The organism is Streptomyces sp. NBC_00076 (assembly GCF_045041235.1).
GTDB lineage: Bacteria > Actinomycetota > Actinomycetes > Streptomycetales > Streptomycetaceae > Streptomyces.
In genome coordinates this window covers 741,024-753,321 of sequence record NZ_CP108242.1, presented here as the reverse complement: position 1 = coordinate 753,321, position 12,298 = coordinate 741,024, and the positions used below count along the sequence as shown (strand labels likewise).

General features: G+C 68.3%; 13 protein-coding genes and 1 pseudogene. 8 read left to right on the top strand and 6 right to left on the bottom strand.

The window, feature by feature from the left end; all coding sequences use genetic code 11:
• Window positions 1-62 precede the first annotated feature (62 nt).
• Entirely contained in the window at window positions 63-1,052 is a 990-nt protein-coding gene (locus OHA64_RS03640) for an enoyl-CoA hydratase/isomerase family protein (protein ID WP_405607671.1), read from the top strand.
• 332 nt (window positions 1,053-1,384) lie between these two features.
• On the opposite strand, the gene OHA64_RS03635 is transcribed toward OHA64_RS03640, so the two are convergent.
• Window positions 1,385-2,398, bottom strand: a complete 1,014-nt coding sequence (locus OHA64_RS03635) for an NADP-dependent oxidoreductase (protein ID WP_405607668.1) — start codon at window positions 2,396-2,398, stop codon at window positions 1,385-1,387.
• Window positions 2,399-2,594: 196 nt separating this feature from the next.
• Here OHA64_RS03635 and OHA64_RS03630 point away from each other — a divergent pair, with 196 nt between their 5' ends.
• Window positions 2,595-3,068 carry a winged helix-turn-helix transcriptional regulator gene (locus tag OHA64_RS03630; protein WP_405623850.1) on the top strand — a complete coding sequence of 158 codons (474 nt, stop codon included), beginning with the start codon at window positions 2,595-2,597 and terminating at the stop codon, window positions 3,066-3,068.
• Window positions 3,069-3,199: 131 nt separating this feature from the next.
• On the opposite strand, the pseudogene OHA64_RS03625 reads toward OHA64_RS03630, so the two are convergent.
• Window positions 3,200-3,614, bottom strand: a pseudogene (locus OHA64_RS03625) (transposase); the annotation flags it as partial.
• A 29-nt stretch (window positions 3,615-3,643) separates the two neighbouring features.
• On the opposite strand from OHA64_RS03625, the gene OHA64_RS03620 reads away from it, so the two are divergent.
• A complete protein-coding gene (locus OHA64_RS03620) occupies window positions 3,644-3,955 on the top strand; it encodes a transposase family protein (protein ID WP_405607665.1) in 312 nt (103 codons plus the stop codon).
• 79 nt (window positions 3,956-4,034) lie between these two features.
• On the opposite strand, the gene OHA64_RS03615 is transcribed toward OHA64_RS03620, so the two are convergent.
• Together OHA64_RS03615 and OHA64_RS03610 are read right to left on the bottom strand one after the other, a co-directional pair.
• Window positions 4,035-5,165, bottom strand: coding sequence for an AraC family transcriptional regulator (locus tag OHA64_RS03615; RefSeq protein WP_405607662.1), 1,131 nt, complete (start codon window positions 5,163-5,165; stop codon window positions 4,035-4,037).
• Between the two features lie 429 nt (window positions 5,166-5,594).
• A complete protein-coding gene (locus OHA64_RS03610) occupies window positions 5,595-6,788 on the bottom strand; it encodes an IS110 family transposase (protein ID WP_405607659.1) in 1,194 nt (397 codons plus the stop codon).
• 296 nt (window positions 6,789-7,084) lie between these two features.
• Between OHA64_RS03610 and OHA64_RS03605 the strand changes: the two genes are divergently transcribed.
• Complete coding sequence (locus tag OHA64_RS03605; protein WP_405607656.1) at window positions 7,085-7,261, top strand: hypothetical protein; 177 nt, start codon at window positions 7,085-7,087, stop codon at window positions 7,259-7,261.
• 136 nt (window positions 7,262-7,397) lie between these two features.
• The gene (locus OHA64_RS03600; RefSeq protein WP_405607653.1) at window positions 7,398-7,979 is read left to right on the top strand and encodes a transposase family protein; all 582 of its coding nucleotides are present in this window, start codon (window positions 7,398-7,400) and stop codon (window positions 7,977-7,979) included.
• Here OHA64_RS03600 and OHA64_RS03595 read toward each other — a convergent pair.
• The gene (locus OHA64_RS03595) at window positions 7,969-8,241 is read right to left on the bottom strand and encodes an SH3 domain-containing protein (RefSeq protein ID WP_405607650.1); all 273 of its coding nucleotides are present in this window, start codon (window positions 8,239-8,241) and stop codon (window positions 7,969-7,971) included. The genes OHA64_RS03600 and OHA64_RS03595 overlap by 11 nt on opposite strands.
• Window positions 8,242-8,801: 560 nt before the next feature.
• Here OHA64_RS03595 and OHA64_RS03590 point away from each other — a divergent pair.
• Window positions 8,802-9,134 (top strand): hypothetical protein, encoded by a 333-nt coding sequence (locus OHA64_RS03590; protein WP_405607647.1) that lies wholly within the window; start codon window positions 8,802-8,804, stop codon window positions 9,132-9,134.
• 118 nt (window positions 9,135-9,252) lie between these two features.
• Here the strand turns inward: OHA64_RS03590 and OHA64_RS03585 are convergent, their stop codons facing one another.
• Complete coding sequence (locus OHA64_RS03585) at window positions 9,253-9,813, bottom strand: TetR/AcrR family transcriptional regulator (RefSeq protein WP_405607644.1); 561 nt, start codon at window positions 9,811-9,813, stop codon at window positions 9,253-9,255.
• Window positions 9,814-10,115: 302 nt separating this feature from the next.
• Here OHA64_RS03585 and OHA64_RS03580 point away from each other — a divergent pair, with 302 nt between their 5' ends.
• Entirely contained in the window at window positions 10,116-10,907 is a 792-nt protein-coding gene (locus OHA64_RS03580; RefSeq protein WP_405607641.1) for an SDR family NAD(P)-dependent oxidoreductase, read from the top strand.
• Window positions 10,908-11,236: 329 nt separating this feature from the next.
• Window positions 11,237-12,298, top strand: coding sequence for an alkene reductase (locus OHA64_RS03575; protein ID WP_405607638.1), 1,062 nt, complete (start codon window positions 11,237-11,239; stop codon window positions 12,296-12,298).

Genomic DNA, 12,298 nt, shown 5'->3' with positions numbered 1-12,298 from the left:
GAGTGAGGAACATGATGGCCGCGACAGCCGAGTCCGTGCGGACCACGAGGTGCTGCTGATCCATGACTGACACCGCTGCGGTCGAGATTCTCGCCGACGTCCACCGGGGCGTCGGCCGGATCCTGCTGAACCGTCCCAAGGCGCTCAACGCTCTGACGACGGACATGGTCGTCGCCCTCGACCGTGTGCTCGCCGGGTGGGAGCACACACCTCTGTCCGCCGTGGTGCTCGCCAGTACCAGCACGAAGGCGTTCTGCGCCGGCGGAGACATCCGTACGATCCGCGAGCACAGCCTCGCCGGGGACGCCGAGGCCAGTGAGCGGTTCTTCGCCTCCGAGTACCGGCTCAACGCCCGGATCGCCGAGTATCCCGTGCCGGTCGTGTCGCTCATCGACGGCGTGTGCATGGGCGGAGGCCTGGGTCTGTCCGTCCACGGCAGCTTCCGCGTCGTCACCGAGCGCGCGGTGCTGGCGATGCCCGAGACCGGGATCGGCTTCTTCCCGGACGTCGGGGCCAGCTACTTTCTGCCGAGGCTGCCCGGGGCGATCGGCATGTATCTGGGACTGACCGGGGACCGGATCGACGCGGCCGACGCCCTCTACACGGGGCTGGCCACGCACTTCGTCCCCGCGGACGGGCTGGAGGCGGTCGGGGAGGCACTGGCCGACAACCCCGGCGACCCGGTGGACGTGATCCTGAACCGCCTCGCCGGCCGTTCCCCGGTGGCGGGCAGCAGGCTGGCGGAGGTACGCGGGGACGTGGACTGGGCGTTCGGCGCGCCGTCCCTCGGCGAGATCGAGAAGCGCCTGCGCGAGCTCGACACCCCCTGGGCGGCAGCCGCCTCGGTCACCCTGGAGTCCGCCTCGCCGCAGAGCCTGGAGATCACTCACGCCCTGCTCGCCCGGGGCAGGCAGCAGACCTTGCGCGAGTGCCTCGCCACCGAACTCGCCCTCACCCGCACGACCATCCGCACGCCGGATTTCCTGGAGGGCGTCCGTGCGGCCCTGGTCGACAAGGACCGCACTCCCGTCTGGCAGCGCGCATCGCTCTGAGGACGGACGCTGTCGTCCTTACCGTCGGTGCGCCTCGCCCGACCCGGGAACGCCTCGTCGCTCTGCCTGGGCGGACTCACCAGGCGTGGCGGTCCGTCCGCCGTGATCAATCCCGACGCGCACCGGGTGCGGGGACTCGACCACGGCTCGGGTCGGCGTAGAGCCGCCTGGTGCGCCGTGTCGCGGGCCGTATGGCGTGCGGCATGGCACCGGGACGTCTCCAGCGGCGGCTCTTCGCGACCGTAGTCGCCGTCGTCGCACCTCCGGATCCGGACCGTGCCGGATGGAGGTCTGTGGCCGGCACCGGTCTCGGCTCTGCGGCCGGCACGGTCTCAGCCGTTGTCGGGCACCATCGAGACAACGACCTTGCCGGCCTTGGTACGGCCCTGTTCGACGTGCGCCATCGCCTCGAGCGTCTGGTCGAACGGGAAGGTGCTGTCGATGACCGGGCGGAGCTTTCCGCTGTCGTAGAGGGCGCCGAGTCGGCGCAGCTGGGAGCCGTTGGCCCGCATGAAGAAGAACTCGTAGCGCACGCCCAGCGCCTTCGCCTGCTTGCGGACCTTGCGGCTGAGTACGTTCATGACCAGGCCCAGGAACGAGGGGGCGCCGAGCTGCTTGGCGAAGCCTGCGTCGGGCGGGCCGACGACGCTGATGGCCAGGCCGCCGGGCTTCAGCACGGTCAGCGACTTCTCGAGGTTCGCTCCGCCCAGGGAGTCCAGCACCAGGTCGTAGCCGGACAGCACGTTCGAGAAGTCTTCCTTGGTGTAGTCGACGACGACATCGGCGCCGAGGCTCCTGACCAACTCCTCGGTCTTGGTGTCCGTGGTCGTCGCCACCGTGGCGCCGAGGTGCTTGGCGAGCTGGATGACCGTCGAGCCGAGGCCGCCGGCACCGGCGTGGATGAGCACCTTCTGGCCCGGCTTCACGTGAGCGCGGTCGACGAGGATCTGCCAGGCGGCCAGGGCCACCAGCGGCACCGCGGCCGCCTCCTGGAGGGTTAGGGAGGCCGGCTTGGGCGCGACATCGTCCACGTCGATCGCGATGAACTCCGCGAAGCCTCCTACCCGCAGGTCGCGCGGACGGGCGTAGACCTCGTCGCCGACCTCGAGGCCGTGGACGGCGGATCCGACCCGCGTCACGACGCCGGCGACGTCGTGGCCGAGCACGAACGGACGCTTGTACTTCAGGAGCTGCTTGAACTCCCCGTTGCGGACCATCTTGTCCAGCGGGTTGATACTGGCGGCGCTCACTCTGACCAGGACGTCGCGGTCTCCGACGGTGGGCTCAGGCACATCTGCGGCGCGCGCGCCGTCCTTGCCGTACTCCTCGACGACGAATGCCTTCATGTCGGCCGCCTTTCTGCGTGGGTGTTCCGGTGGTCGATCTGATACTTCGCGCAGGTCGCCCTGCGCGCCCGTTTCTCGCGTGCGGCCGGGTTGATGTGCTGACCATGACGCTACCGACTGAGTATAGAAAAGTAAACTCAGGTGCGGTTAGAATCACCCCATGGACGCGAGGACCGAACTTCTTCAGGACGCCGGCATGGACCCCCGTCTCGACCGGGACATGTCGAACTGCTCTATCGCCCGGACGCTCGAGGTCGTGGGAGAGAAGTGGACGATCCTGATCCTGCGCGAGGTCTGGTACGGCTCGTCCCGGTTCAGCGACTTCGAACGTGTCCTCGGCTGTCCTCGCAACCTTCTCGCGGCGCGGCTTCGGATGCTCGTGGAGGAAGGGATCCTGGCCACCGAGACCTACAAGGAACCGGGCTCGCGGAGTCGGCCGAAGTACGTGATCACGCCCAAGGGTATGGATCTGGTCCCGGCCGTGATGGGGCTCCTGCAGTGGGGCGACCGCTACCGCGCCGACCCCGAGGGCCCGGCCGTACTGGCGCGACACCGCGGATGCGGCGCGCACGTCGACGCCCAGATCCGCTGCGAACGGGGCCACGCCGTCCAGGCGGAAGACATCGAGAGCGTCCCCGGCCCCGCATTTCGGATGAGGCCCGCGGAGTGAGCTGAGCGCGGACTGCGGAGTGACGTACTAGTAGGACTCCGTTAGGTCGTTCTGGCTCTCGGGTTCTGGCTGATGGTGGACGTTCTGGGTAGGGGGGCGGTGGCAGGTGGTGCAGGTGCCGGTCCAGCAGTTCAGCAGGTCTTGGATGGCGTCGAGGATCTGGAAGAGGGTGAGTCCGCTGTATCGGCTTTTGGGGCCAGGCGCTGCTCGGTGAGGAAGGCGTGAGCTGCGGTGACCAGGGTGACGTGGTGGTGCCAGCCGTTCCAGGAACGTCGCTCGAAGTGGTCCAGGCCCAGGCCGTGCTTGAGTTCCCGGTAGTCGTGCTCGATACGCCAGCGGATCTTGGCCAGGCGGACCAGGTCGGCCACCGGGGGTACCGTCGGGCAGGCTGGACAGCCAGTAGTCGGTGGGTGCTTCGGCTCCGGCGGGCCATTCGGCCAGCAGCGTGACCGCGGGCAGGACACCGTCCCATGAGCCCTCCTTCGCGGTGGCGGCGGCCTGGGCCAGACGGCGGGCCCGGACCCCGGCCGGCCATCGACGCGCTGACTCCAGCGCTGGAGGTTCAACGTGAGCGAGTGCTTCGCACACGTCGCGGTTACGAGCGCCTGGTCGCCCCTGGCACCGGTGCCAAAGCCAAGCTCACCCCAGCCGACCGGATCCTGGCCACCGTGCTCCACCTGCGCAAACTCGCGACCATGGACCTCCTCGGGCAGCTCTTCGGCGTCACCGCCCCGACCATCAGCCGTGCGAAACAGGAAGTGGGCCCGCTCCTGGAAGCACACGGCCACCACATCGCCACCTCAACCGCCCGCCTCCGCACACCAGCCGACGTCGCGACCTTCCTCGCTCCCGACCCCACCCAGACCAATGTCAAGAAGACAAGTTAAAGATCTGCACGCCCTAACAGGATCGGCGCGACTCCGCGCGGCGGGTCGAGTACCAGATCGATTGCTTGCCCTCACTCCTTCATGGCGTCGTCATTTCAGGATGTCGTAGTTTATCGTCCAGCCCTTTTTCTCCAGCATGGCCTGGAACTTCTTGTTCTCCACGCTGTCGATCGTGTCGTTGATGTGGGTCACGCGTCCACGGGTGCGTTGTCGCTGCGTCTACCCCTGCCCCCGCCTGTACCCGTACGCGGTACTCCATGGGCGATACCTCGTACGCGCTCCGGAAGGCGCGCGTGAAGTCAGAGGCGCGGACCATCCCCCAGCGAGCGGCGATGGTATGGACAGGTGTGGAGTTGAGGTTGGGGTCCGCCAGGTCGCGGCGGGCGCCTTCAAGACGCTGAGCGCGGATCCACGCCGCGACCGTCTCGCCGGGGGTCTCCTCCTGAAAGATCCGGTGCAGGTAGCTCAGTGAGATGTGATGCGCGGCCGCTATCACAGGCGGTGCCAGCCCCGGATTGTGCAGGTTCTGGCGGATGAAGGCCCGGATGCGCGTCGTCAGAGCCCGTCGGCGGGTCTCCGGCGTCAGCGCATCCTCCGCTTCCAGCACCTGTGCGAACCAGGCGGACAGCAGGTCGATCAAAACGGTGCCGAGGCGGGGTGCGTCGGAGGGCTGGAGGACGTCGGCCTGCTGCTCCAGCCCGGTGAGGAACCCCGTCAGCAGGGCGCCCACCCCCTCCCGCCCCGACAGCCGCCGTCCCAGCAGCCGTTGGACGCGGGCGGGCGGCAGCGGCAACAGCGCCTTGGGGAAGTCCACCCCCACCCCTGTGAGCACCTGACGGCCCAGGTCATCCGGCAAGTGCACTTCGTACGGCTGCGACGTGTCGCTCACCCACAGGTCGCTCGGGCCATATGCCTCGGCTCGCCCCACATGCTCGAACCCCAGCCCGCCGCCGAGCACCAGCGACAGGTGGTACATGTCGGGATCGGACTGCCGCACCAGCTTCTCGGTACGCCGGAACCCTGTCGGCAGGTGCGACGTCGGCCACGCCAGCACCGGCCCCAGCTCCAGCAGCCTCTGCCGCGCCCAGAAATCGTCGGCGAACTGGCTGCTCATATGGCTGGGGGCGATCGCCTGGTGCATCAATTCGTGCCAGTACTCGAACCGATGCTCCTTGGGCACATCGTCGCTCCGGAAGACCGTTCCGATCATTTCGGGGCCAGCCCTGAGCGGCGTACGGGACGAAGTCCGCCCAGGCGGTGGGAAACAGGGAAAGTTGAGGGCTGGTGGTGCTCTTGGATTCGCGGATGCGCCGCGCCCGGTGAGGCCCCGACACCGGCGTCTCGCACGTTCGCGTCGAAGTCCGGGACGACGAGCCTGGTCTCCTGCTCGTCGAAGTCAACAACGGCGGAGAACACGAACCCCCGCTCCCCCCTCGGAAATTCCGGAACGATACCCAACCGCCCCTACGATACCGCCCACCGGCTGACCGACCCGCCTCGGCCGCACCGGCCATCCGCCCGGCGGCCGCAGTCAGACCCGGCCGGTCAGGCCGGGCCCGAAGTCGGAGTGCAAGTGTGCACCGCCTCAGTGATTCCCAATCAGGTTTGTCAAGGGCGTCGGTAGCGGATGGTGACCGCGTTATGCCGCTGCGAGGCCGCGTTGAGGTTTGTCGGCGGTGAAGGTTCGCTGGTCGCGTATGAGAGCCCACAAGACGTCGAGGCGGCGCCGGGCGAAGGCGAGGACGGCCTGCTTGTGTGACTTACCCTCGCCCCTCTTGCGCTCGTAGAAGGTCCGGGAGGTCGGACAGCACCGGGCGGCAACCTGGGCGGACAGGTAGAAGACACGCAGGAGACGGCGGTGGTAGCGGTGCGGTCGGCGCATGTTGCCGCTGATGCGTCCGGAGTCCTTGGGAACAGGAGCCAGGCCGGCGATGCCGGCCAGGCGGCCGGAGCTGCCGATGGCGTCCAGGTTCCCGCCGGTGCAGGCGATGAACTCGGCGCCCAGCAGGCTGCCCATGCCCGGCATGCTGGTGATCGCGACAGCATGCTCGTGCTCGCGGAACCGTTCCTCGATCAGCGCGTCGGTGCGGGCGATTTCCTCATCCAGGGCCGTCACCCCGGCGGCCAGGGTGCGGACCATGGCTGCTGCGGTCCTCTCGCCGGGAATCACCGTGTGCTGGGCCTGCGCCGCCTCGAGCGCGGTGGCCGCCACCGCCTGGGCGTTTCGCACCTTGCGATTCGACAGCCAGCCGGCCAGGCGGCTCTGACCGATCCGGCGCAGGGCCGCCGGTGTCTGGTAGCCGGTCAGCAGGACGAGCGCGGCCTTGGAGGTGCTGTAGTTGAAGGCGCGTTCCAGGGCGGGGAAGTACTCCAGGATCTGGGCGCGCAACCGGTTGATCGCGCGGGTGCGGTCGGCGGTGAGGTCGTAGCGGCGGGCGGTGAGGATGCGCAGGTCGACGGCGATCTCGTCCTGTTCCTGCAGGGGGTGCAGGTCGCGGCGCATGCGGGCCTGGTCGGCGATGACGTAGGCGTCCTTGGCGTCCGTCTTGCCGTCGCCCCGGTAGGAGCCGGAGGCGTGATGGACGGTCCGGCCCGGGATGTAGAGGACTTTCTGTCCGTGGGCGATCAGTAGCGCGGCACCGCCCGCGTTCAGGTCGATGGCCCAGGTCACCGGCTCGCCCTCGCTGAGGTCGAGGATCTCACCGATCAGTTCGAGCAGGGTCGTCTCGTCATTGGCCACCCGCCGTGACAGCGTTCGCTCGCCCTCGGCGTCGATCACCGTGCAGTGATGTTCGCTCTTGCCTGCGTCCGTTCCTGCCCACAGTTGCGGCACCTGTGCCTCCTCGAGGGGCCGTGTTCCTGGTCCCGGCAGACGACCACGCCGACGTGTCCTTACGAAGCGATGAGGTTCGCGCATTCCAATGAGTGGCCGTGTCGTCGCGGGGCGCCGGGCGGCCAATCACTGAAAGCCACACCCTCGGCATGAGCTTTTTGAGCCACACCCGGCACCCCTGGGCTTCTTCAGCGTTGCCGCTCCAGGGTTGAAGCAGGCGACAGATGAGCAGGGCACGGGTGAACACGCCAACCTGCGCACCAGCGTCGCCTGGGAAAAGCGGCACGGCCCACGCCGTGGACGCGCGCCAAGTACTGCGCGCCTTCCTCACCTGCACCCCGCCGTCCGGCCGCGCGCCCGTACCAGCACCGCTGGCCCTGGAGGCCGAACTCGTCGTCAGCGAACTCGTCACGAACTCGGCCCTGCACGCTCCCTTGCCCGTGCGGGCAGCGGATCACTGCTCGCCGGAGTGAACTGGACACGTTCGCTGCGGAGTTGGCCAAGCAGCTGCAGGAGGTAGAACCCGAAGAACTACTCCGGCAACCACAATCACCATGGCCTGCTCGTGGTCGCGCTCACCGACGGCAAGGGCCGCCTGCTCTGGTCTCGGTGGCCCGGCCCGGACGCACCTCGGAGATCACCGCCTGCCGTCACCACCGGCTCACCGCCAGGCTGCGGGCGGCCGGCCTCGGAGCCGTCGCCGACCTGGGATTCGTCGGGCTCGACGACAGCGGATCCGACGTCGATCCGGCGGTGATCACCGGCTACAAGGCCGCCCGAAACCGGCCGCTGACGCGAGGGCAGAAGCTGACGAACAAGGCCCTTGCCGCCGTACGGGCGCCGGTCGAGCACGGTTTCGCCCACCTGAAGAACTGGCGCGTCCTCGGCAAGGTTCACACCGACCCGAAGTGGGCGACCGCCCTGGTGAGGGCTCTGCTGGTCCTAACGAACCGCGAAGTCTCCCGATGGCCGACGATCTTCGCCGAAGTCGTCCGCCCACGGCCAGCACGAGCATCCCGGACATCAGGCATACCAGTCCCGCGACCAGCAACTTCACGGTGCACACCGCTCAGTAGGCCGGGAAGTGGGCTCTCCACGTTCGGAGGGGATTGGCAAAGCGCCCTACTCCGCGGTAGTACGCAGGGCAGGGCGCTTGGACTCAGCCTGTCAAGCCGAGCCGTCAGTAGGTGACATAGTCGCTGCGGACCCAGCCCGTAACGCCCTTGTGGGCCCCGGACGTCACCTTGCCGTACCACCAGACCGGCGAGGGGTAGGTCTTGGTGCAGTAGTACGTAAAAGTGGTGCCCTTGGTCAGCTGTCCGAGCGAGGCGTAGCTCGTCGCGGGCCCCTTGCGCAGGTTCACGTTGTTCGTCTTGATCTTGTAGCCAGCGTGGTCAGGCTCATCAAGATTGCACTTCGAGTTGGTTACCGCACCGGCGCTTGGGGCGGACATCACCGCACCACCGAACAGCGCGACTGTCGCAACAGCCGTAGCGATGCCTTTACGAAGCAAACCATGCCGCATACGTGATTCTCCTGTGCCGCTACTGGCGTACCCCCGTGTGGGCACGCCGTACATCGTGCCGAGCCTGCAACGAATGCCCGGCACGAAGAGAGAATCTCTCATGAAACTTTGCGGTGGGCATTAGCACTCAGTCCACACTCACTTGGCAATTCGACCACTCCGGGAGTCGTTCTTCAGAGACATCCGTGGAAGCAGGTCACGGATCTGGCGTGAAAGGCGGGCGGGGTACTCATGCTGGTCGTCGGCGGGTGTCCAAGGTGAAGATCGTCTGACGTGCCGCCCGGAGCTGTTGTCGGGTTCTGCTGCGCCGAGGGCCGTGCCGCCGTCACCGGGTCGGTACAGGGGGATGTCGCGGGAAAGGCGGGCATGCCGGGAGCTGGAGCGCATCACGGCTCGCCCGAGTGAACTGGGCACACTGGTCGAGGAGTTGGCCAAGCAGCTGCAGGAGGTCCAGGCCGAGGGGGAGGAACTGGTGATCGCCAAGCGGGGTGCTGAACCGGCTGGCCGAGCAGGACCGGGCCGAGGCGGAGGCCGCCGCGACCGCCCGCCCCGACTCCCGCCCGGGTGGCGGGGTGGGCGGTCCTGCTGATCCCGCACCGCAGCGAGAATCCCGACGAGGCCGCGCTGCCCGCGACTACCGCAAGATCCTGGCGATCGTGCGGGCCGACGGCCCCGTCCAGGTCAGGGCGGTGGGCGAGGAACTGGGCCTTCAGGTGACGGTGCGCGGCAAGCTGGAACCGCTGCGCGCGAAGATGACCAAGCTCGCCGACCGCGGCTGGCTGCACAAGCGAGGGGACGGGCGGTTCACCGCACGCTCCTAGCTAGCGCTCGGTCGCCGAAGGGCCTGATGCTGCCCAAATGTGTCGCTCGCAGGCCAACCGCCCATCCAGGATCATGCGCTACAACGCCGCCCGAAGCGCAGCGTGAACACCCATCACATCACGCGGACATTCGAAGAGCCTTGTGGGTCGACTCCAGGATCTTCTCCGACAGTTCCGTGCCCGCCGTGGCCCGGGCAAGCAGAAGCGCGCCGACCAGCGTGGCCACCATGGGAAGGCCGTCGTCGGTGTCGGTGGACATCCACGAGGCGAATTCCTCGACTCCGGCCGCGTACGTTTCGCGCACCTCCCCAGCTGTGGGCTTGCGAGCCATGTCACCCGCGAATCCCGCGGTGGGACAACCGGTGCCGGGCTGGTCACGGTGCTCGGCCGAGAGGTAGAAGTCGACGAGGGCGCCGCGCGCGGTGTCGTGATCGCCGTGAGCCGCATCGAACTCCGCCAGGAGCAGGCCAAGGTCCCCGAAAGCGGTTTGAGCCGCCTCGGCGATCAGGGCCTCTTTGGAGGCGAACTGCTTGTAGAAGCCGCCGGTCGTCAGGCCGATGGACTTCATCAGATCGGCGACGCTGATGCCGTTCACGCCGCGCTCCCGGAAGAGCTGGGAGGCCGCGGCGACCGCGCGCCTGCGGTTCTCGATCGCTTGTGCCTGCGAAACGCGACTCATCAGTCACCTACCCACGTTAGATAGTAAAGCGCATCTATCATACGCGAAGTGCCGGGCGGCAGGCTGAAGCGCAGTCCCTGCACCCGTCCTCGGTGACCATGCGCCCGAGGTGTCGCCCTCCGGATCTGATCGACCGTCGACCCTGTGGCCCCGGTGTGCATGTCGCGTCGTCTCCGGCGGCGGGCGGTGGCTGACGACCTCGGGGGAACGTTGACTGGACGACATTAGATACCTATCGTAATCTAACGCGGGGCCGATGCTCCGGCCCCTACTCATCCGTCAGCAGAAATGAGAGCCACCCCATGACCACGCAGAACAAGATCGCCGTCGTCACCGGCGCGTCCGCCGGACTGGGCGCCGCCTACGCGCAGCGGCTTGCCGACCGGGGCTACGACCTGATCCTGGTGGCCCGGAACGCTGCGCGGCTGGAAACGCTGGCGTCGGACATCCGCAGCCGCACGGGCCGCGCGGTGGACGTCGTCCCGGCCGACCTCACCGACGCGGCGCAGATCGCCGTGGTCGAGGAGCGTCTGCGGACCGACGAGAGCATCGAGGTACTGATCAACAACGCCGGCGGTGCGCTGCTCACGCCGCTGGCAGGCTCCGACGCGGCGGCCTACGAGGCGCTGATCAACCTCAATGTGACAGCGCTGACCAGGCTGACCATCGCGGTCCTGCCGGGGCTGACGGCCCGCGGGCACGGCACCGTCGTGAACATCTCCTCTGCCATGGCTCTCAACATCATGCCCTTCAGCGCCGTCTACAGCGGCACCAAGAGCTACGTGCTGACGTTCACCCAGGCCCTGCAGCAGGAACTCGCCGAGAGCCCCGTCACGGTGCAGGCCGTGCTGCCGGGCGCTGTCCGCACGGAGCTCTGGGACGGCTCTGGCGTCGACCTCGCGGCACTTCCCGACGAGTCGGTCATGAGCGTGGACGACGCCGTCGACGCGGCGTTCGCCGGCCTCGACGCCGGGGAGCCCGTCACCATCCCGTCACTGCCCCAGATCAGCGACTGGGAGTCGTTCGAGAAGGCCCGTCAGGCGCTCGTCCCGAACCTGTCGCAGCGGGCCCCGGCCGATCGCTACCGCGGCTGACCACCGCTCCGACTCCCGGGCGTCCCCTCATGGCCCCGGCCCGGCAGCTGCCGCACACGACTGATGAGTCCTCCGGCGTCCGAGGAAGACCAAGGCGCTCAGAGCCTCCCCCTGCATGAACAGCCGGGGCCCCGCACTGCAATGGCGGCGGCCATGTGCGCGGCAAGCCCGCCCGCACCGTCGACTGCCCCTCCTCACAGCCTGCCTTCCACGTGGAAGGTCACCGAGCCCATCAGGCCGGTCACCGCATACGCGCGACCCGCTGGGGCAGCCCAGCACCCCGCCGCTGTCTCACCCTTTTTTCGCACCCTTTATTTGAGGAACCATCCATGTCGAACGCCCTGTGGAACCCGATCGTCGCCGGGGAGATCTCCCTGCCGCACCGGCTGGCGATGGCCCCGATGACGCGGAACCGGTCCACGCCGGAAGGCATAGCCACCGAGCTGAACGCCGAGTACTACGCCCAGCGCTCCTCGCACGCCCTCATCATCACCGAGGGCACCCAGCCCAGCGCCGACGGACAGGGCTACCTGCTCACCCCCGGTATCTACTCCGAGGAGCACATCGCCGGCTGGCGCAAGGTCACCGACGCCGTGCACCGCGTCGACGGACGCATCGTCATCCAGCTCATGCACGTTGGACGGATGTCCCATCCCGACAACACCCCCCACCACCGGCAGCCGGTCGCCCCCTCCCCGGTCCAGCCGGCCGGGGCCATGTTCACCGCGTCCGGCCCTCAGGAGATGCCGGTACCGCGCGAACTGTCCACCGAGGAGGTCGCCGCGACGGTCGAGGACTACCGGCGCGCCGCCGCGGCCGCCATCGCGGCCGGCGCCGACGGAGTCGAGATCCACAGCGCCAACGGCTACCTCCCGCACCAGTTCCTCGCCACCAATACCAACCAGCGCACCGACCGCTACGGCGGCTCCATCGAGAACCGCATCCGCTTCGCCGTCGAGATCGCCACCGCCGTGGCCGAGGAGATCGGCGCCGGCCGCACCGGCCTGCGGATCTCTCCCGGCAACCCGTTCAACGACATCGCGGAGAGCGACACTCACGAGCTGTACCCGGCACTCGTGCGCGCCCTCGCCCCGCTCGACCTCGCCTACCTGCACATCGGCCATGGCGGCGACGACGAACTCCTGCACACCCTCCGCAAGCTGTGGCCGAACACCTTGGTCCTCAACCGGGCCGGCACTGACATAGCCACCCGCGCGAAGGACATCGAAGACGGCCTGGCCGACATCGTCACCGTCGGCGTGATGGCACTCGCCAACCCCGACCTCGTCGAGCGCGTACGCACCGGCGCACCGCTCAACACCCCCGACACCGCCACCTTCTACGGCGGTGACGAGGCGGGCTACACCGACTACCCGCTCCTCTCCGCCTGA

What these genes read in the sequence shown, in the direction of transcription:
- OHA64_RS03640 (WP_405607671.1), top strand. Translation starts at nt 63, where the DNA reads ATGACTGACACCGCTGCGGTCGAGATTCTCGCCGACGTCCACCGGGGC.
- OHA64_RS03635 (WP_405607668.1), bottom strand. Translation starts at nt 2,398, where the DNA reads ATGAAGGCATTCGTCGTCGAGGAGTACGGCAAGGACGGCGCGCGCGCC.
- OHA64_RS03630 (WP_405623850.1), top strand. Translation starts at nt 2,595, where the DNA reads ATGGACCCCCGTCTCGACCGGGACATGTCGAACTGCTCTATCGCCCGG.
- OHA64_RS03615 (WP_405607662.1), bottom strand. Translation starts at nt 5,165, where the DNA reads ATGATCGGAACGGTCTTCCGGAGCGACGATGTGCCCAAGGAGCATCGG.
- OHA64_RS03595 (WP_405607650.1), bottom strand. Translation starts at nt 8,241, where the DNA reads ATGTCCGCCCCAAGCGCCGGTGCGGTAACCAACTCGAAGTGCAATCTT.
- OHA64_RS03585 (WP_405607644.1), bottom strand. Translation starts at nt 9,813, where the DNA reads ATGAGTCGCGTTTCGCAGGCACAAGCGATCGAGAACCGCAGGCGCGCG.
- OHA64_RS03580 (WP_405607641.1), top strand. Translation starts at nt 10,116, where the DNA reads ATGACCACGCAGAACAAGATCGCCGTCGTCACCGGCGCGTCCGCCGGA.
- OHA64_RS03575 (WP_405607638.1), top strand. Translation starts at nt 11,237, where the DNA reads ATGTCGAACGCCCTGTGGAACCCGATCGTCGCCGGGGAGATCTCCCTG.